Below are 23,652 nucleotides of genomic sequence, written 5' to 3'. Positions count from 1 at the left end.
TTAAAAATTACTTTGTTTGCGCTTTTTTAATATCTTGTTCGCTTGGAATAATGCCTGCTTTTTGAAAGCGTTCAATCATGTCTTTCATTTTTTCATCTTGCATTAACCCTTCAATAACGCTCAACATATATAGAAAACCATTTAATGGCATAGTGATTTCCCCTAGTTCATCAAACTTTGCTTCGTCATTATTATCGGTAACTCCCTGATTAGGCGATTGGGCAACCAAATGCATTTTAACGATGCCGTTATTGACATTAATAGCGCTAACTGTATCCGCATATATATTTTTACTATTCATTTTTTTCCTTTGAGACCTTTGCATAAATAGGGATGATTAGCAAAATGACAGATTTTATTAAATTGGAAATTTTTTAAATCCACTCCTAGCAGGGCTAAGGGTGTTTTTTAAAAAGTTTGTAATTTGATGAAAGATGGCGTTTTGATGATTATTCATATTTATGCAAAGGTCTCCCTTTAATGTTATGATTTTTAAACTTTTTTTTATTTTTTAAGTTAAGCTGTTTATGCTTGAGGGTACATTATACCCAACTTGAGCCTTAGACCACAATTGATTAACTTCTTTTTGATAGTTGGGATCTCCTGTAGTGTCAGCAAACGAATCAAAAGTTGACATGTATTCAACCAATTTACTCACTTGCTCTTTTTCCAAATAATGATAACGATTGTTTTTGGTGTCAATATCAATACAAATTTTTACACCACTAGCATCGGTATCAGTATCAGAAAAATAATCCTCAATTAAAACTTCTCCATCTTGAGATCTATATTGCTTAGCAATTTCAATATTTGAATCGTCATCAGCTGGCTTCTCTGGCTTTACCAGTGATTGGTGTTTGATTAAAAGGTCGTTGTTATCACGATAATACATAGTATCCTGATAACTGTTTAAATCAAATGTAATGTAATCGCTACCATCAACAGAAAGGATGCTAGATATATTGTCATTTCCAACTACAAATACATCGGCACCACTACCGCCAATTACGACATTGTCTTCACCTCCTAGATACAGTAAATCATCCCCCTCTCCTGCATCAATTTGGTTTTCAGTTGAGTTTTTATGCATATATATATAATCATTACCAGATTCAGCAAAAACAAAAGATTGGTGGCTAGCAACTTCCAACTCATCGTTGCCACTGGCTAAATAAACTCTGTTCCTATTGCCGAATACTTTTCCATGGTCATCTCCTTCACCTAAATCCATCCTATTGTAGGCACCAATTAAGATCCCAACATCATCGCCTTCATTGCCGTAAACTTTACCATAATTACCAGTAGATACTAGATAATCGTCGCCTTTATTACCTGTGATATAAGCTCTTTCTCCAAATGCCCAAAGTTGGTCTTCTCCTGTGCCACCAAATAAAGTATTGTATCGACCAGAAGCAACAGCAACATCATTGCCTTCACCGCCAATAAACATATGATTTTGCCCCACATAAACTGCGCTATCATTTCCCTCATTTCCACTAATGGTATTACCTTCACCAATAACATAAGCAACATCATCCCCTCTGCCACCCCAAACATTGTTGTTGGTGCCCATTAATGCAAATAAATCTTTACCATCGCCGCCCCATGCAAAGTTTTGAGCGCCTATATTGAAAAATAGATCACCATCATTAGTCATATGCCCGCTATCTGAGAAAAATTTAACCGTTTCCTCTTTTATGTTAGAGGCTTCTGAAGAAATAGAAGAAATACTACTGGCTAGCGTTTTTGCCAATGCGGGCAAGTCTTGTAGGGTTTCTATCAAGTTCTTTGCAGTTAAATCAAATAATGACGGTAATTTGATTCCACCAAACCCAAAGGCTTTTTTCTTTTCAGTCCCAGTTTTGGCCTTGTCTTTGTCATCATCTTTGTCTTTGCTATCATCTTTGTCTTTATCGTCTGGTTTTACTGAGTCGTCTTTTGCTTTTTTCTCTTCTTCTGCTTTTTTCTCTTCTTCTGCTTTTTTCGCTGCTTTTTTGGAGCCTTCTATTGCTTCCTTCATACCTAATGCTTCATAGGTATTTTCTGCCATATCTGCAACAGTACCCCAGCTCGCTTTTAATGCATTAACTATGCGTTCTGGTTCAGATAAAGCTTGGATGGAATTTTCGAAAGTGTCAGATACTGTCCCAAGTAGTCCTTTTAGTATTTCTGAGATTGATAGATTGTATCCTCTTGCATTAGTTTTAGCCCATGCACCATTATCGGCGTATTCATAACCCAATATATCGCCAAAGGTAACATCGTCTGCATGAGATGCTACTTCATTCAGCATACTGTTGATAAATTGCGTTTTTTGATTGGCTGGTGTGTAAGTAAAAGTAGTACCTGGCTGCCCATCTTTAGTGAATTCTTGTTGCATAATGCCAAATAATGAAGCAACAGTGGTGTCTAAGACGGAAGAAACGGTATCGCCAAACATAAAACTAAAGTTGCCATTGCCAATCAATATATCCGAACCTTGTCCGCCAATAGTCAAATTTAAACTGAAATTATCTATTTCATCTTTAAAACTTTGTTTTTGCTGTTGTTTTTGTTGACTCATTTGCATAAACTCATTGGATTTTTTGTTGAGGGTCATTTCTACATCATATTTTAACCCTCTGTCAGAAACTTTATTTTGACTGCCACGGGTTAAAATATCTTTATATACAGTATCACTATTGCTGTCTAAAGAGCTCATATCAATTGCAAACTTTGCAGTTTTTTTCCAACTCCACAATGCATTTTGTTCAGAATTACTTAAGGCAGACATTTTTTTCAAAGACCCCAAAACATTGGCTGAGCCATCAAAGGGGTTGACAAATGGAATCATTGGGAAAGAAGGGTCAGTTGCAATGATTAAATCATTCCTAACACCGTGATTAACCACAATATTTTTATTGCCTATTAAGACTTGCACACCTTCTAGTGCACGATAATCACCAATTTTAACAAAACGATCAGTATTACCAGCACTACCTATGCTAATCAAAACATTGTTATCGCCGTACATCAGTGTGTGGTGTGCACCGTTGCCAACTTTAATATCTAGGTTGTTGGAGCCACCAAAGAAAGTCGCATGATCGCCATTACCAATATCAATTTGAACATTAAAAGAAGGTGGGGTCTTTTTCTTCTTCTTTTTCTTTTTATCATCTTTATCGTCTTGATTATTAAGCGGTCTTTTAAGTTTACTTTGGTCAACTGAATTAGCAAAATCAGTTTGTAGTTTATCAATATCATTTAATTTTTGTTTGGTTCTTTCCGCCTCCGCTGCTAATTGTTTTTTCTTCTCATCTTGCTGTTGCTGTTTATCGTCTGCATCTTGTTGGTCTTTATTATCATTTGTATCACTCTCCCCTATGTCCTGACCATTGTATTTAATTAAAGTTCCCTCATTGTCATAAACTTTACTAATCACTTCACCAGTTGCATTGAAACTGTAAATGAGTTTGGCTTTACTGTCTTTATGTATCCATTCCCCATCACCTGTACTTGAGGTAACTTTTGTGCCATCTGGATTAATACCCACATAGGTGTTTCTGACTCTTACTTCATCAACAGAAACACCTTTTTCTCTGAGTTTTATAAGCGTATCTGAACCATAGGTACTGTTACTATTATCAGTTGGGTTGTCTGCACCTAGATTACAGCCCAACATACTGACAACGCCTATAGTTACTTTACTTTGGTCTAAATCTTGGTTGAGTTTGACGATGTTATCACTTAACTCATCAGGACTTCTGCCACCCAGTGTATGCACGCCATTGTCTTCTCTGCCATAACCAACGGCTACTATTTTGACTTTGCCTGCAATGTCTTTGAGTTTAGGGCCGTAAACTACTCGACGAGAGCCGTCTTTGCTTATTTGCACGATGGTAGTTTGACCGGGGTGTTTTGAGGCTAGGTCTAGTGTGCTTTGCTTGACATTTGCATCGTCTTCGCCCTGAATGAGGACTTGGTGGTCGTGGTTGGCTAGGGTGGGTTTGGTTTTTTCAGATTCGGTTTTTAGTTTTTGGCGTTGGTCGTCGCTTAGGTCGCTCCAGTCTTGGAGGGGTTTGTCTTGGTGAGGGGCGGGGTCGGCTAGGTGTTTAAAGGTGTGGTGCTCTATCACTTTGGGATCTAAAGGAGATTTTGAGAGCCAATGCTTATAAGCTACACTTTGACCAGTAGGTGAATGATATGCAACCACCTTCACCTTAAGTTGATCAGAAAGATACGCAACTAGTTCTTTATGTTTATCCAAAGAAGGCTGAATTATATTTCCATCTGTAACGATTGCTACTCCATAAGATCGCCCTGGATTAAGGTCTCGTGCATTTTTTAAGCCTGTCAAAAGGTCATCTTTTGAATAATCATTTGTGCCAAGAGTAAGCTTCAATGTAGTAGCGACACCAGGTCTTACTATTGATGAATTCAGTAAAATTACACGTCCTCTATTATTATTATTAAAATAGCTAAAACCAACGACATTTTTCATGTAACTGTCATTAAATACAAAATTAACAGCTGGATTTGTCCTAAATATCCTCACCCTTTGATTAAGTGTATTGTTATCGGCAAAAGCCACCGATCCTTTATTAGGTCCAGAATCATTGTGTACCAAAATATTGGCATCAAGCTCTGCTCTATATTTTAGTAAATTTTCTGTAAAAGCATACATATCAGGTTCATTAGTCCAATCTGCTGAACCCTTACCCATTCTTATATCTATTTGTGCCATTGGCACAATGCCGTCATTGTGTAATTGTTGTTTAAGCTTTTTTAGCGTTTCTAAAGTTTCTTCAGGCGTGCTGGCAATAACACGAACTCTTAAATTATTTTTAAATTTCAATAAATCGTTTTTATTGTAATTGAGTGCACCTTCCTTGCCAACAGTAACAACGAGATGATACTTAGTATCTGGATAAAGCTCTGTTTTTTGGGTTATTTCGCCTTGTTCATTATATTTCCAAATGATTTTTTTATCATCGAGGTGGTAAGTGCCGTCTACTATTTGCCTTCCATTATCTTCCGTTGTAACTGTACCTAATTTCGTACTAACTGTAACATCAATATTTTTATCCTTAGCCCCTATTAAAATATGTTTTCCCATATAAAATCCTGGATTACACCCTTTTATGTCAATTTGCTTGACTTTTGTATCGCTAGGTAAGTCTTGTTTTAAACGCACAATGTGGTCAACAATATCAGTAGCACTTCTGCCTCCTGTTGTTTCTGCTACTTCATTACCATGCCCATCAAACAAAATTTTAACCTCACCTGTGATATCCTTTAATCTGGGACCGTGCAAAACCTTGTAATTGCCTTGTTCGTCCATTTGAATCAGGGTGGAGTTATTGTAATACTTGCCTGCTATAGCCGCTGAAGAATCAATCATAGTGCCATCATCTTCTAGAATAACAACAACACGATGAATCTCGTCCTTAGGCGTAATGCTATATTTGTTGCTCACACTCACAGGCTGCCATTTAAGTAAACTATCGGGGGATGGTAGTGCCTTCCATTGATCTTGTGTTGCCTTTCTATCTTCAAAAGAGGTTAAATGCTTTTGTAAATAATCAACATGCTTCTTAACTTGCACTAATTCATCAACATCAAGCCCATGTTGTTCAGCAATCATGGTAGTCATTGCATTCTCTACACTGGTTTTTATTTTTTCTAAAGACGATTCTCTTAATGCAACTATTTTTGGGTGGTCGGCGTAACGAGGACTGAGTAACAGTTCGTGGAAATCAACAAGTTTCGAAACTTCAGATCCATCATTTTCTGTGAGTCTTGAAAATTCTCTTTCCACATCTGAAACATCACCCTCTATTTGACTATGTGTAAATGTAAGTAGCTCTCTTAACGGTCTATCAATTTTTGATACTTTTACTAGGTCATTTAAATGTGCCTCCAAGTCTAGTTCAATTTGATACATTTTAGAAAAATTGTCATCGTTGCTAAACCCACTCTCTCGTGTTCTTACAAAAACATCGAGCAGTTCGGATAATATTGCTTTATGTTTACTGTTTGTTTGCTTTTGTTCAAGCAATTTTCTTATTTTCTCTATTTGCTCGCCAAAATTATCCAAAGGATTTGTCAGTACATCTGTAGTGCTTTTGGCATGCTCAGTGGTTTTAACTATACCATTTTCAAGGTTCCAACTATAAACTGTCTTGGTGCCGCCCGTTTGCATAGTTTTCCTACCATCGGGGTTGACTTCTATCTGTGTTGTTCTGCCGGTTACTTCTACCTTGGTTGTGCCTTTGCCATTGTCATACAATCTTTCTGCAACTGATTTTGTTAAGGAATTAACATCGCCATTTGATGCTATGTCTGTTTCACAGCCTACCAAATTAATGCGACCCTCGTCTTTTATATCGATTTTAAGTTGTGTTTGCAGGTTTTGAATGTGTTGGATTAGGGCTTGTGCGCCTAATGTCTTCATTTCAGAGCCGTGTCCTACGACATTGATACGGTATTTATCACCTACATCGAGATTGACTTCGTTGCCTTTTAGGTTGTAAACTTTGATGTTGCCATCAGCGTCCATCTTGGCGATGTAGCTGTTTTCTGGGTGTTTATTGGCGAGGGCTTGTGCGGCGTTTTTAACTGTGTCATCACCTGGTAATTCTAGTATTATGTTGGTTTTGTATTTAGATGGGTTTCTATTGTCATCAGACCCTTCTTTGCCTAAATGCTGACCGTTATATCTAACCAAAATACCGTTATTATCATATGACCTACTAGTTACAACACCATTTTTACCCATTTCATAGGTTGTTTTTGCCTCGCCATCTTTGTGTTTCCAGTTACTTGTTCCTGTGTCTGAGGTAACTTTTGTACCATCTGGGTTGATACCAACATATTTACTTCTGACGCTAACACTTACATCGTCTCCAATGTCTGATTGTTTAAGATGCTTAAGAAGTTCTTCACCGTAACCACTACTTTGGTCGTCTGTTGGATTGTTTGTTTTTAAGTTACAACCTACTGCACTAATGCGCCCTATCGTTGTTTTGCTTGAATCTAAACCTTGTTTAAGTTTAATAATGTTTTTACTGAGTTCATTGGCGTTTCTGCCACCGAGTGTGTGAACACCGCCCTCTTCTCTGCCATAGCCAATAGCAGAGACTTTGACGGTGCCTTTGATGTCTTGGAGTTTTGTTCCGTAAACCACTCGAAGATTACCCTCTTTATCTATTTGCACAATGGTAGTTTGACCGGGGTGTTTTGAGGCTAGGTCTAGCGCACTTTGTCCGACATTTTTATGGTCTTCGGTTTGGAGAATGATTTGGTGGTCGTGGTTGGCTAGAGTGGGTTTGGTTTTTTCAGATTCGGTTTTTAGTTTTTGGCGTTGGTCGTCGCTTAGGTCGCTCCAGTCTTGGAGGGGTTTGTCTTGGTGAGGGGCGGGGTCGGCTAGGTGTTCAAAGGCGTGGTGCTCTATCACTTTGGGATCTAAAGGAGATTTTGAGAGCCAAGGCTTATCAGCTACACTTTGACCAGTAGATGAATGATATGCAACCACCCTCATCTTAAGTTGATCAGAAAGATACGCAACTAGTTCTTTATGTTTATCCAAAGAAGGCTGAATTATATTTCCATCTGTAACGATTATTACTCCATGAGGTCGCCCTGGATTAAGGTCTCGTGCATTTTTTAAGCTTGTCAAAAGGTCATCTTTTGAATAATCATTTGTGCCAAGAGTAAGCTTCAATATAGTAGCGACACTAGGTCTTACTATTGATGAATTCAGTAAAATTACACTTTCTCTATTTAAATAGTTAAAACCAACGACATCTTTTGTGTAACTGTCATAAAATACAAAATTAACAGCTGGATTTGTCCTAAATATCTTCACCCTTTGATTAAATGTATTGTTATCGGCAAAAGCCATCGATCCTTTATTAGGTCCAGAATCATTATGCACCAAAATATTGGCATCAAGCTCTGCTCTATATTTTAGTAAATTTTCTGTAAAAGCATACATATCAGGTTCATTAGTCCAATCTGCTGAACCCTTACCCATTCTTATATCTATTTGTGCCATTGGCACAATGCCGTCATTGTGTAATTGTTGTTTAAGCTTTTTTAGCGTTTCTAAAGTTTCTTCAGGCGTGCTGGCAATAACACGAACTCTTAAATTATTTTTAAATTTCAATAAATCGTTTTTGTTGTAATTGAATGCGCCTTCCTTGCCAACAGTAACAACGAGATGATACTTAGTATCTGGATAAAGCTCTGTTTTTTGGGTTATTTCGCCTTGTTCATTATATTCCCAAATGATTTTTTTATCATCAAGGTGGTAAGCGCCGTCTACTGTTTGCCTTCCATTATCTTCCGTTATGACTCCACCTAATCTCGTACTAACTGTAACATCAATATTTTTAGCCTTAGCTCCTGTTAAAATATGTTTTCCCATATAAAATCCTGAATTACACCCTTTTATGTCAATTTGCTTGACTTTTGTATCGCTAGGTAAGTCTTGTTTTAAACGCACAATGTGGTCAACAATATCAGTAGCACTTCTGCCTCCTGTTGTTTCTGCTACTTCATCACCATGCCCATCAAACAAAATTTTAACCTCACCTGTGATATCCTTTAATCTGGGACCGTGCAAAACCTTGTAATTGCCTTGTTCGTCCATTTGAATCAGGGTGGAGTTATTGTAATACTTGCCTGCTATAGCCGCTGAAGAATCAATCATAGTGCCATCATCTTCTAGAGTAACAACAACACGATGAATCTCGTCCTTAGGCGTAATGCTATATTTGTTGCTCACACTCACAGACTGCCATTTAAGTAAACTATCGGGGGATGGTAGTGCCTTCCATTGATCTTGTGTTGCCTTTCTATCTTCAAAAGAGGTTAAATGCTTTTGTAAATAATCAACATGCTTCTTAACTTGCACTAATTCATCAACATCAAGCCCATGTTGTTCAGCAATCATGGTAGTCATTGCATTCTCTACACTGGTTTTTATTTTTTCTAAAGACGATTCTCTTAATGCAACTATTTTTGGGTGGTCGGCGTAACGAGGACTGAGTAACAGTTTGTGGAAATCAACAAGTTTCGAAACTTCAGATCCATCATTTTCTGTGAGTCTTGAAAATTCTCTTTCCACATCTGAAACATCACCCTCTATTTGACTATGTGTAAATGTAAGTAGCTCTCTTAACGGTCTATCAATTTTTGATACTTTTACTAGGTCATTTAAATGTGCCTCCAAGTCTAATTCAATTTGATACATTTTAGAAAAATTGTCATCGTTGCTAAACCCACTCTCTCGTGTTCTTACAAAAACATCGAGCAGTTCGGATAATATTGCTTTATGTTTACTGTTTGTTTGCTTTTGTTCAAGCAATTTTCTTATTTTCTCTATTTGCTCGCCAAAATTATCCAAAGGATTTGTCAGTACATCTGTAGTGCTTTTGGCATGCTCAGTGGTTTTAACTATACCATTTTCAAGGTTCCAACTATAAACCGTCTTGGTGCCACCTGTTTGCATAGTCTTTCTGCCGTCAGGGTTGACTTCTATCTGTGTTGTTCTGCCGGTTACTTCTACCTTGGTTGTGCCTTTGCCATTGTCATATAGTCTTTCTGCAACTGATTTTGTTAAGGAATTAACATCGCCATTTGATGCTATGTCTGTTTCACAGCCTACCAAATTAATGCGACCCTCGTCTTTTATATCGATTTTAAGTTGTGTTTGCAGGTTTTGAATGTGTTGGGTTAAAGTTTGTGCACCTAATGTCTTCATTTCAGAGCCGTGTCCTACGACATTGATACGGTATTTATCACCTACATCGAGATTGACTTCGTTGCCTTTTAGGTTGTAAACTTTGATGTTGCCATCAGCGTCCATCTTGGCGATGTAGCTGTTTTCTGGGTGTTTATTGGCGAGGGCTTGCGTTGCGTTTTTGACGGTTTCGTCATTTGACAGTTGGAGTACTATATTGGTTTTGTATCTTGATGAGCTGTCAGTAAGCGTGTCTTGGTTGTCATAGTATTCAACCACGACATTACCAGCAACATCAAGACTATAGACTCGCTTGGTTTTGCTCTCTTTGTGCTTCCAATTGCTCACACCTGTGTCTGAGGTAACTTTTGTGCCATCTGGGTTGATATCGACATATTGTCTTCTAACAACAACATCGGTATCTGTAAGACCTGCTTGCTGGAGCTTCTTAAGTGTCTCTTCACCATAGCTCCCATCTTGGTCATCAGTTGGGTTACCTGAATCAAGGTTACAACTCACTAAACTAACGCGTTGCACGCTTACTTTATCTGCTTTTAATTCTTTTTTGAGTTTAGCGATGTTTGCACTAAGTTCCTCGGGGTTTCTGCCACTGAGTGTGTGATTGCCACTCTCTTCTCTACCGTAGCCGATGACTGAGATTTTAACTTTGCCTGTAATGTCTTTGAGTTTGGTTCCGTAGGCAACTTTTAGATTGCCTTGTTTGTCCATTTGGACAATGGTAGTTTGTCCTGGGTGTTTTGAAGCTAAGTTTATTGCACCTTGTCTGGCGTTTACATCATCTTCGCCTTGGACGATGATGTGGTGGTCGTTATTAACTAAACTAGGTTTGGTTTTTTCGGACTCGGTTTTTAGTTTTTGGCGTTGCTCATCGCTTAGTTCGCTCCAGTCTTGGAGAGGTTTGTTTTGGTGAGGGGCTGGGTCGGCGAAGTGATGCCTTACTTCTTTACCGTATGGACCCTTACTAAGCAACAGATGGTCGCCACTATCACCTGTAGATTGATACACAGAGACACTAGGATTTGCATATAGATAAATAGCGGCATCAGGATTTTCAGCTGCAACTTGTCTAATAATTGCTTGATATTTATCAATGTTTTCTTTTTCCTTTAGTGTTTTGTTGGCTTCATGTCCAAATATTTTTAGAGATATTTTCTGCACGCTTTTTTCCCCAAAGGTATTTTTGGCTGCTGCCAACATTAATTCAATATCCTCGGGTTTTGGATGGGTGCCATTTGAAAGATTGAACTTAAATGTAATATCAAGATTCGCTTTCAAATTATGGTTAAATTGATTGTACAAAACCATAATTTTTTGCCCTTCTAAGCCTTGAAACAGTATTTCTATAGGGGTGCGATCCATTTTGTCATAAAAATATATATATTTTCCTGATGTTGATAATTCTGTAGAGTTATCGTATTTGGAACGATATGCCGCTCTAAATACCCTGTCTTTAGAGTTGTGATACATAGAAACGGTTGTGTTCGTGCTTTTGCTAATGTCTCGTGCAAATTTCATGTATTCAATATCGTTAAGATTAGAACTCCATGCAAAAACTTCGTTATCTAATATAATATCCACTTTTTCGATCGAAGCACCTTTTGGCAATTTTTCCTGTAATTGCATTAACTTTTGTTTTGTTTCTTCTGGTGTGCCTGCCTCAACTTTAACCTTTAACTTGCCTGTAAGCGTTGCCCATTTTTTAGTCTCGTGTATTTGTATTACTGACAAATCCTTGGTTGCATCCAATACAATATGATAATCCAGATCTGGGTAAGGGTTTAATTCTACAATATCACCTTTTTTATTAAAAGTGAGTGATACTTTTGCACGGTTAGTATGAAATTCACCTGGTTTGTCATTAAAGAAGACATATGATTTTCCATTTGATGTAGTGAGGTGAATCCCTAATCTAGAGTCAACAACTATGTGTTTATTTAATTTTGACACAAGAGAAGTTAACAACCTTCCTGCGAATATTTTCCCGTTATTGCACGAATGCAAACTTACTTTTTCAATATCCGCCCCTTTAGGCAGAATTTTACTTATTCGCTCAATATATTGAGCGATAGCTTCAGGATTTCTCCCTGATATACTTGTATCATTACCATGTCCCACCACTTTAATGTTTAGATTGCCTTCAGGAATATCCCTTAAATCAGCCCCATACACATGCATATAATTCCCATTTTCATCTATTCGAATAACTGTGCTGTTCGTTGGATACTTTCCCGCTAGTCTTCCTGTAGTAGCACTACTGTCTAACTGTAGAATAAGGATGTATTTTTTCCTCGCTGAAATAGATTCGTTTTTAGTATTCTCCACTTCGTTTTTATTAAACGCCCATCTTTTAAGCTTTTCTTGAGCGTCATTAGTTGCCTCTACAACCTCTTTTAAAGAGTCGTCAAGTTGCTTAAATGCCTTGATTCCTTCTGCTTCGCCGTTATCTTTTAGAACACGATCAATGTCATTAGTCATTTCATTCAAAAGATTAATCTGATCAGAGGTTGACAAGAACCCTTCTTTGATTTTTTCTTTTACAAAACTTATAAACGATTGCTTACCTACGTCCCATTTATCTTTCTTATCCCACCTTTCTTTCACACTGGCAATAAATTTTTTGGAAATTTCTATTTTTTGCTTGAGAAATCCGTCTAATTCAAGCATTTGTTCTTTAATATTTGTATCGGGATGTTTTTCCAAGTGTCGTTGTAAAGCGTCACAAGCAAAGTATAAAAGCCGAGCAGCCTCAAGTCTTGTGTCCTTAACAAGTAAGAGGTTACTCTCTACGGTCTTTAAGACAGTATGTTGGTCACTACCTTCTACTGTATCCTGAAGTAATTGTCTAACTTTTTGGACCTGTGCATCATACCCACTTAACGAATTCGTCAAGACTTCTCTATGACTCTTAACCGCTTCAGTTCTTTGCTTGGTTTCTCCTGTGTCTGCATCCCAACTATAAACCGTCTTGGTGCCGCCTGTTTGCATAGTCTTGGTGCCATCAGGGTTGACTTCTATCTGCGTTGTTCTGCCTGTTATTTCAGTTTTTCTCAGTATATCGTTTTCATAAACAGCTTTAGCAAAATCTTTGGTAAGTGTTCGGCGAACGCCATCGGTATCACAACCCACTAAAGCAATACGATTGATGTCGGTTTTGTCATTGCCATAGGCTTGCTGGATTTTGTTCGCTTTATTGGCTAGGGCTTGGGCACCTTCTTGGCTTAAGTTACCACCATGATCAACAAAATTAACACGAGTGTCGCCTGTGGGGGTGTAGGTATCACCTTTTAGGGTAACCAGTTTGCCGTCTTTATCAAATTGGACAATAATGCTGTTGTTGGGGTGTTTGTTGAATAAGGCATTGGCGGCTTCAACTACGGTTTTGTCATTGCTATTTTGAACAATGATATTACTGTGATATCTGGATTTTTTAGGGGTGGAAGTATCAGAATTTGGGTTTGGGTTTGAATTGAGAGTGGAATCGGGGGTTTGTGCTTGCATTTCTCTTTGCCAAAATATATTTTCAAAATCCAAATTATATTTTTCAAAGCTTCTTCTGGTTAGCCAATTCTTATGCAGTCCAGCATTTGCTCTCATTGTCGCGATGGTTTGTTTTAATTGTGCGACGATACTTGCGGTATCAATCTCATCTTCTACACCACCTTCATCTACTTCATCTTTTTTACCTATTTTTACCTTCTTATCTATTGCAACATAAATGTCATTGATGGTATCCTCAACCAGGGTATCAACAGTCTTGCCGTTAGCAATGATTTTATACTCTACATAGGTTGTTTCAATATCATTGTCTTCGCCGTATAAGTATTCAATTTTATTATTTTTTGTATTGTAATAAATGACAATGTCGTTCTCTTTTTTAAGCCACAGTCCTAAGTTTAAACTTTCATATGAATCATCTGTCAGAATAAAAACTTGCGGTGTTTGAGAAAATGATAAGCCTTTGGAAAAATTTTGATTCAGTTTTTTATCTGTAAACCATCTTGATGGGTCTTTTCCTTGCTCTTTTCTGGCTTTGGTTGAAGCACCATTGGCACCATCTTGAGTTTCTTTGTCATGTGTTTTTGAGTCTGGCGTGCTGGTTTCAGTAGAATCATGATTAGAATTAGAGTCAACACTAGAGTTTCTTCCATACCCAGAAGTTGTCTGATTTAATATGTCCTTGCTCTGACCTGAGGCGTCATCAGTTGACAGTGTCGATGTTTTTGCATTCATTGAGAATGTTGGATTGTTGCCACTAAATATTTGCACATTTGATAACTTAGTGCCTACATCATGGAGTGAACTGTCTAAAAATAATTCAGTATTTGCATTTAAGACTTTTTTATCTGAGGTGTAAATCAAAGTACCTGTAGCAAGCACGCCATCGGATGCCTTGATGTGGTAATACTTTATTGTAGCGCCCTCTTTGACAATCTTCATATAATCACCAAGTGCATAAGCAACATTGCTCTCATACTTTTTCCTACCACTTTCATAAATAGCAAATCTATTGCCAATACCGCCATCTGCATATAAAGCATAATCAATACTGTTATAAGAGTTATTGGTGTTGTTGTCTGAGAGTCCAAACATCATTCTTTTTCTATTGCCAATAGCACCAATTTTAGCAATAACATAACCATCGCCAACAAAACCTTTAGAAGAAGAAACATCCGCATTCCATCCATTGCTGGAAGTCTTTTCATAGGTGTTGCCAACTTGGGTTATTTTATTGCCACCCCCAATATTAAAATCGGTGTTAATTAATGTACTAGAAAGTTTAACAGGGTTGGTAATATGACTAAGGTCAATCACATTACCGTCTGTGTCTTTAACACCGTCTAAAATAATGTCATTTCTGTTGTTAATGTCAAAGTTTTTAGCACCAATCCTGCCATCACCCACTTTGACAGTATGACTAAACTCCAATGTTTTAGTAATATCACCATTTGCACCTATTAACAGAAAATCTTTACCTGCAACAATAATTTTATTGCTGCCAATGTTTGCCAAGGTAACTGCTTCATCCAAGGTAAGTGTTATCTTAATTTCATCATCAATTGTGAACACACCATTCATTGCATCATTCACATTAACACGCCATGCGTTGGACTTTAGTGGAGTTGGGGCGTTACAATCTATTAATAAATGCTGATTTTTAGCCACATGAAAACTTTGGCTAGCGATATGACCAAGATTGACACTACTGGTAATACTACTCATATCAATAATATTGCCGTCTATATCTTTAATATTGGTCAAAATAATATCATTCTTGTTATGAATATTGAAATCTGCGATACTGGTTGACCCATCACCTCTTTTAATAGTATGAGTAAACTCCAATGTGCTAGTAGAGCTACCATTTGCACCTGTTAAGAAGAAATCTTTACCCGCAATAATGATTTTATTACTGCCAATATTTGCCAAAGTAACTGCTTCATCCAAAGCGAGTGTTACTTTAATTTCATCGCCAACAGTAAACACACCATTTTTTGCATTATTGGCATCAACCTTCCAAGGGTTAGTTAACAATAGTTTTGGTGCACCTACATCTACCGAAAGTGCCAAAGGCGCACCACTAAAGATTTGCATATCTGACAATTGGGCACCTTTTTCGTAGAATGAACTGTCTAAGAACAGTTTGGTATTGATGCTTGAGGCTTGAGTTGAAGTGTAGAGTAAATTCCCTGCGGCAAGTGGACCATCAACTGCCTTGATGTGGTAATATTTTACTGTGGTGCCTTCTCTAACAACCTTCATATAGTCGCCAACTGCATAAACAGCCCCTGTCCCTTTCTTGCCAACGCCATCTTCATAAATTACAAATCTATTACCAGCGCCAGCGTCTGCATACAAAGCATAATCAATACTATTATAAGAACTGTTGGTATTGTCGCTTGAGAGTCCAAGCATCATTCTTTTATTAAGAGTGCCAATTTTAGCAATAACATAACCATCACCCATAAACCCTTCGGAGGAGAAAACATCAGCATCCCAAGCGGCGTTAGCGGTTTTTTCATAGGTGTCGTTAGTTTTGGACATTTTATTATCACTACTAACGCTCAAGTCGGTATTAAGTTTTGTGGCATTCAATTTAGTAGAACCAGTAATGCTACTCAAATCAACATAATTACCGTCTGTATCTTTAATATTAGCCAGAATAATATCATGTTTATTATCAATATCAAAATCTACAGCGTTAATTCTATCATTAACTTTGACGGTGTAAGTAAAGTCCAATGTCTTGGTAGTAGTGCCATTGTTGCCTGTTAACAAGAAATCTTTACCTGCAATAACCACTTTATTTCTTCCGACACCTGCTAGCGTAACCGCCTCATCCAGAGTGAGTGTTACTTTGATTTTATTGCCAATGGTAAATACGCCATTAGTAGCAGTACTGGCGTCAACATGCCAAGCGTTATATGCTAGTGGTTCTGGTGCACCAGAGTCTATTGATAAATTTGAATTTTTACCAAAAATCTTAATTTCACGGAAGTTTTGTGCGCTACCACTAAAGGTCAGTTTAACCTGATCAAAAGCTGTGCCAGCTGTTGGGATAATTTCAACAACATTACCAGCAGATCTAATAGTGCGCCTTGAAACTACCTTGCCCTCTTTGAGAAATTCAACAGTTGAGCCGTTAATTCTGTGGGTAACAGCTTTTCGATTGTAAAGTTTAAAACTGCCATTGGTGTAATTAATACCACCAAAATCAAATAACATATATTTGCCATCAGCATTATTTGGGTGTGTGGCATAATCTAGCGCACCATGTGAACTGGTATTGCCGTCAGTCATTCGTTTAATGTTAGCGGCAGCATCTCCTTGATGCCAAGCGTCAATATTAGTGGTGATGGTCGCTAGTCCTTTGCTATTTAAGGCAATATTTTGAATCTCAGGGCTTAAATCTACACCCTCAACGATATCATCAAAATTGATGTTATTACCGCTTGAGTCTTTGATGTCGGTTAAGATAATATCGCGCTTATCGTTAATATAAAAAGCTGTGTTGATTTTCTCATTAGCCTGAACGATATGAGAAAATTCTAGTGTCTTGGTAAGAGCGCCATTTGCACCTTTTAATAAAAAATCTTTACCGGCGATAACGATTTTATTGCTACCGACATTCGCCAAAGTTACTGCTTCATCCAAGGTCAGTGTTACTTTAATTTCATTGCCAATGGTAAATACACCCTGAGTGGCATCAGCAGTGTTGACATGCCAAGCATTGGCAACTGGTTTTGGTGCACCTACATCTACTGAAAGTGCCAAAGGCGCACCACTAAAGATTTGCATATCTGACAATTGGGCACCTTTTTCGTAGAACGAACTGTCTAAGAACAGTTTGGTATTGATGCTTGAGGCTTGAGTTGAAGTGTAGAGTAAATTCCCTGCGGCAAGTGGACCATCAACTGCCTTGATGTGGTAATATTTTACTGTGGTGCCTTCTCTAACAACCTTCATATAGTCGCCAACTGCATAAACAGCCCCTGTCCCTTTCTGACGAACGCCATCTTCATAAATTACAAATCTATTACCAATACCGCCGTCTGCATACAAAGCATAATCAATACTATTATAAGAACTGTTGGTATTGTCGCTTGAGAGTCCAAGCATTATTCTTTTATTAAGAGTGCCAATTTTAGCAATAACATAACCATCACCCATAAACCCTTCGGAGGAGAAAACATCAGCATCCCAAGCGGCGTTAGCGGTTTTTTCATAGGTGTCGTTAGTTTTGGACATTTTATTATCACTACTAACGCTCAAGTCGGTATTAAGTTTTGTGGCATTCAATTTAGTAGAACCAGTAATGCTACTCAAATCAACATAATTACCGTCTGTATCTTTAATATTAGCCAGAATAATATCATGTTTATTATCAATATCAAAATCTACAGCGTTAATTCTATCATTAACTTTGACGGTGTAAGTAAAGTCCAATGTCTTGGTAGTAGTGCCATTGTTGCCTGTTAACAAGAAATCTTTACCTGCAATAACCACTTTATTTCTTCCGACACCTGCTAGCGTAACCGCCTCATCCAGAGTGAGTGTTACTTTGATTTTATTGCCAATGGTAAATACGCCATTAGTTGCATCACTCGCATCAACACGCCAAGCGTTAACAACTGGTTTTGGCGCATGCACATCTATTGATAACGGGGAATTCTTACCATTAAAAATTTGCATATCTGATAATTTGGCACCTACACTTAGAAATGAACTGTCTAAGAATAATTTAGTATCTGCATTTAAAGTTTTAGCCGAAGTATGTATCAAAGTGCCTGTGGCAAGCGGCCCATCAGCTGCTTTAATATGGTAATACTGTATTTCGGCTCCTTCCCTGACAACCTTCATATAATCGCCATTTGCATAAGTAACGCCTGTGTCGTAACTGTGCTTGCCATGCTCATAAATTACAAACTTATTGCCAGTACTGCCATTTGCATACAAAGCATAATCAATACTAGAACTGTTGGTATTGTCACTTGAGAGTCCAAGCATCATATTTTTATTAAGAGCACCAATCTTAGCAATAACATAACCATCGCCAACAAAGCCCTTGGAGGAAAAAACATCCGCATCCCAGTCAGCACCAGAAGTTTTTTGATAAGTGCCGTTAGTTTGGGTTATTTTATTACCACCACCAACAATAAAATCAGTGCTAAGTGCTTCCCTAGAAAGTTTAACAATATCAGTAACGCTATCAAGGTCAACAGCATTGCCATCTGCATCTTTAATATTGCTTAGAACAATATCTTTATTATAAATATTAAAATTAGCAGCACTGATTCTGTCGTTGGCCTTTACAGTGTAAACAAACGCCAGTGTTTTAGTAAAACTATCATTCACACCTGTCAAAAGAAAATCCCTGCCAGAAATAACGATTTTATTGCTACCAACATTTGCCAAAGTTACTGCTTCATCCAAAGTAAGTGTTACTTTAATTTCATCGCCAATAGTAAATACACCATTAGTTGCATCGCTGGCATCAATATGCCAGGCGTTGGTTGCTAATGGTTTGGGTGCACCAGAATCTATTAATAAGTTTTGATTTTTACCGAAAATTTCAATTTCGCGGAAGTTTTGCAGGTTGCCACTAAAGGTAAGTTTAACTTGGTCAAAGAAGGTGTCAACTGGCGGAGAAATCTCAACAATATTGCCCGCATTTTTGATGGTATGCGTTGAAACCATTTCTCCGTTTTTAAAGAATTCAACGATTGAGCCATTAACTCTACCTGGAGCAGCACCCGTTCGATTATAAAGTTTAAAAGTGCCGTCAGTATATTCTATATTTTTAAAATCAAACAAGATATGCTTCCCATTAGCATCCATTGGGTGTGTGGCATAATCTAATGCGCCGCTTGTACTGGTATTGCCATCAGTCATTTTTCGAATATTAGCGGCAGTATTGCCGTTATGCCAACGACTAACATTAGTGCTGACGGTTGCTAAATTTTTATTATTTAAAGTAAGATTTTTACTAACAGTGTCGCCAAGCACTATACTACCTGTAATGCCACTAAGGTCAATACTGTTACCATCTGTATCTTTAATACCAGTTAAAACAATATCTTCTTTACTGTCAATATCAAAAGTGGTGTTAAGTTTATCATTGGCTTTGACGATATAAGTAAAATTCAATACATTCGTAGTGGCACCATTTACACCTGTTAATAAGAAATCTTTACCCGCAATAACGACTTTATTGCTACCAACATTTGCCAAAGTAACTGTTTTATTTAAAGTTACCCTTACTTTAATTTCATCACCAATGGTAAACACGCCATTGTCTGAATCGGTGGCATCAACTTGCCAAGCATTGGTTTTTATCGGGACTGGTCCACCTGTATGATTTTGCTTGGCATTTAAAGTGTTGGAATTTTGATTACTCCCTTCTAAATCTTGTTTTACTTTTTGATGATATTCTTGTTGATGCAATTGATTGTCTTTTAATTTTTCATTGGACTTGTCTAAGTTTTCTTGTGAGGTGGATTTACTTTTTTCAATGCCTGATTGACTGTCTTTAATGTCTTTATTGGCTTTTTCCTTTACTTTATCAACATTACCAAATTGAGTATAACTATTATGATTCTTACTTTGTCCTATTTTATTTAATTCGTCCAGTGCCTGGGAATCTCCCTGTCCTGTGTTTTGCATTAAATTAGACTGGTTATTATCACCCAAAACCCGAGTAACTTCCTGTGCATCTTTATTGGCATCTTCTTCGTTGACTTGTGTATCCGATTTTAAAGAGTTAACGGTTTGCTTGTCTTTTTGTGATTGTGTGTCTATATCTGAATCTTGATTCGCATCTGTTGGCTGATATTGTGTTTGGTCAACATTTTTATTAACAGATTGCATATTTGAAGTGTCGCCATAGTCTTGGTCCTGGTCTTTCTTAGGAGTAGAATGGCTACTGCCGCGTGTTTTAGTTGTATCTGCATCTTCGCCATTAACCATAGTTGCTATAGTTTGGCTAACTAAAAGACTTTTAGCTGTTTCTTTTAAATTTGAAAGCATACCTTGCATTAAAGATTTCATCTTCTCAACAGGGCTTTCTTTGGTACCCATTTCAATCATAGCACCATAATAATCGCCATCGCCAATTTTGACGCTAATATTGCCTTTACCTGCTGCCACAAGAACATCCATTCCGTCACCATAACGCACATTGGCATTGTAATCACCTTTCATTGCAGCGACATTAACACCATGCCCTACACGGGTATTAAGATTGTATTTGCCGACCATAACATTAATTGCAACGCCATCGCCAACATTGGTATTAACATTGAATTTACCAATAGATGCACCTAAATGAAAGCCATCCCCTACTTTAGTAGTAATATTAACCTTGCCAATAGCAATCATTGAACTATAACCAGAACCCACCTTAGTAACAATATTAGCCTTACCAATGGCAATTTGCAAACTGTCATTATCGCCAACTGAAGTGAGTATATTGGCTTTACCAATACCTGCCTGTATAGTTTGCCCCAACCCAACTTTACTAATAATATTGGCTTGACCAATGCCCACAGCTAACATTGCACCATTACCAATATGGGTGATAATGTTGGCTTGACCCACTGCAAAGGTAACCATACTGCCTTCATTATTTTTACCCAATAGTGCAACACCCGTTGTTTTAAGTGCATCAATGCCTGAAGTTAGGAATTTTTGCGGCGCTGAAAATACATCGCCCCTTGGAAATAAACGGTGTCTATCTAAAACAGGGTCTGAAACTACAGAATCTAACGGCGATACAGTAACTGAAAAATCAGCCAATGAAGATACTCTGGTTACAATATTTGCCCTACCAACAACCAAGCTCATGGTATTGCCATTACCCTCTAAATTTATATGTGTAACAATGTTTGCTTGCCCGATAGCAGCTGTTATTAAATCACCTGACCCAACTTTAGTAACAATATTGGCTTGCCCAATCGCAAATGCAGCTGAAAAACCATTGCCAATATGGGTGAAAACATTGAAGCCACCAACCATAACAGCAAGCGTTGTGCCGTCACCAATTTTAGTAAAGATATTGGCTTGTCCACCTAGCATTAAGGCGGCACTAAAGCCATCACCAACATGAGTAAAGACATTGGCTTGACCTGCGACCATTACGGCTACTGTTATACCATCACCAACTTTGGTAAAGATATTGGCTTGCCCACCTAACATTAAAGCAGCACTAGGTCCATCTCCAATATGGGTAAAAATATTACCCGTTAATGAGAGCATTAGTGCGAATGTTGGACCATCTCCAACCTTGGTGAAAATATTACCGCCTACAGAGACCATTAGTGCCGCCGTCATGCCGTTACCAACATGTGTCAATACATTGCCAACACCAAACATACCAACAATAACATCGCCATCGCCTGTTTTAGTGGCAACATTACCCACACCTAGCATTAACAGATAATTATTACCCTTACCAACATGGGTAAAAACATTTAACCCGCCAAACATTAATGCCCAAACATCGCCATTACCTACTTTAGTAATGATATTGCCACCGCCCAGCATATTTACTTTAATATTTCCACGACCTATATGCGTTAAAACATTACCGCCACCCCACATCACTATATCAATATTACCCCTGCCTTTTTTGGTAACAACATTCAGCCCTCCAAATAAAGTGCCACTAACATCGCCTACAGAGAAATCAGTGAAAATATTAGCACCTGCTAAAAGATATAGACTTGAATGCCCAGAACCAAGCCGAGTAATAACATTTGCACCACCGATTAAATAAGCATTTAAATTACCTCGCCCTTCGTAAGTTACAACATTTGCTACACCAGCACCTATTAAGTTCAAATCACCTTTAGAGACCTTAACATTGACAATGTTACCTAACGACACTAATATTAAATTTGTATTACCACGCCCAGTCCTACTTAATGTATTAATACGCACACCACCAAGCCTTGCATTAAGCCGACCATGCGTTGACCAAACAACAACATTACCACCACCCAATAAAGTTAAATCACCATCGCCCTCTTGTCCAGAACGCTCAATGTAATTGCCAATGCCAGCAGCGACAACATTAATATTGCCAATCCGAGCCGTATTCCTAATAATATTAGCAGCACCGCCACCAATAAACCTAAGGTCACCTCGGTCACCTGTTTGAGTAATAACATTTGCTATTCCAATGCCTGTAAAGAAAACATAGCCACTGCTAGCATGATCGATGATATTAGCACCGCCACCGCCAACAAAATCAATATTACCGTATTGAGCAGTATTAACAATATGATTACCTACACCAATACCCACAAAAGAAATATTACCGCGGTATCCACCTAAACGACTTACTTGATTACTAATCCCCGTACCAACAAAATTAATATTGCCATCATTCGCACTATTGATAACTTTATTTGATCCACCGCCACCCTTGAAATTAATATTACCAAAACTCCCGCCTATACGCTTTACAATATTAGATGCACCAATACCCTCAAAAGAAATATTGCCGCGATTTGCACTATTGATAACCTGATTTTTTATACCTGCACCTACGAAAGTAATATTGCCTGAATTACCACTAAGATATAGATAATTAGATGCAGCTACACCGCCATAAGTAATATTACCCGAACGCCCAGTATGTTGTATATTTGTTGCACCAGCAGCCCCATAGACAGAAATATTACCCCAGTCAGTTTTGCTAATATTCATAAAACCAGCGGCCCCATGAACACTTAAATTCCCCCAAGTGTCATAAACATCAAGTTTTAAACTAGCAGCATGGACTGTATCGTTCCCCCCGTAAGTCTTGATGCCACTACCCCAAACGGCAACACCTACAGCAGTAATGGTGTTATCGCCATTATCTCCCTCGTAATTCCCTGTAATAAAGTAGCCGGCACTATCAGCAACCTCTTCTACAAAATCAACAGCATCATTAACTATATTTGCTACAAAACCCATAAAAAAAACTTAATTTATAATTATAAAATTCGGACTATAAGAGACCGCTACATTAATTGGTTACAACTTATAGAACACATAAAATATGCACTTTTTTTCATTAAAAAACTCGTTAAATAATTGACCACTCTCATTTTTGATTAAAACACATTATTTTCTGCATTCTCCAATACCATTTATAAAAAGTGCTGACACTAATAAAGTGCTGATAATTGTTTTTTTTAAGCACGCTAAAACGGACAATAATTAGTGCTTTTATGTCATTACTTTTTATAAATAGCATCAGTTACATGAGTGAACAATAAACTCTATTAGTTTGAATCCAAACTCCACCTTAACTCTGCTAGAACTGGGTTTAAGAAAATCACCAAGTTATATTCCTTATGTACTAACATTATCGCCAATACTGCCTTTAAACCTAGTTTTTAGCGATAGCATACAACAGTGTT

At 37.7% G+C, this 23,652-nt stretch carries 2 protein-coding genes; both read right to left on the bottom strand.

The features are described from left to right. Positions 1-7: 7 nt before the first annotated feature. Positions 8-325 (bottom strand): hypothetical protein, encoded by a 318-nt coding sequence (locus AB8525_RS10125; RefSeq protein WP_369177758.1) that lies wholly within the window; start codon positions 323-325, stop codon positions 8-10. A 186-nt stretch (positions 326-511) separates the two neighbouring features. Beyond that, positions 512-23,203: a C80 family cysteine peptidase gene (locus tag AB8525_RS10120; protein ID WP_369177756.1), complete on the bottom strand. Its 22,692-nt coding sequence runs from the start codon at positions 23,201-23,203 to the stop codon at positions 512-514. Between the last annotated feature and the right edge of the window lie 449 nt (positions 23,204-23,652).

Source organism: Candidatus Thiodubiliella endoseptemdiera, from assembly GCF_964212635.1.
Lineage (GTDB): Bacteria > Pseudomonadota > Gammaproteobacteria > PS1 > Pseudothioglobaceae > Thiodubiliella > Thiodubiliella endoseptemdiera.
The sequence above is the reverse complement of the archived record's forward strand: the minus strand, read 5'-3'. Positions and strand labels throughout refer to the sequence as shown.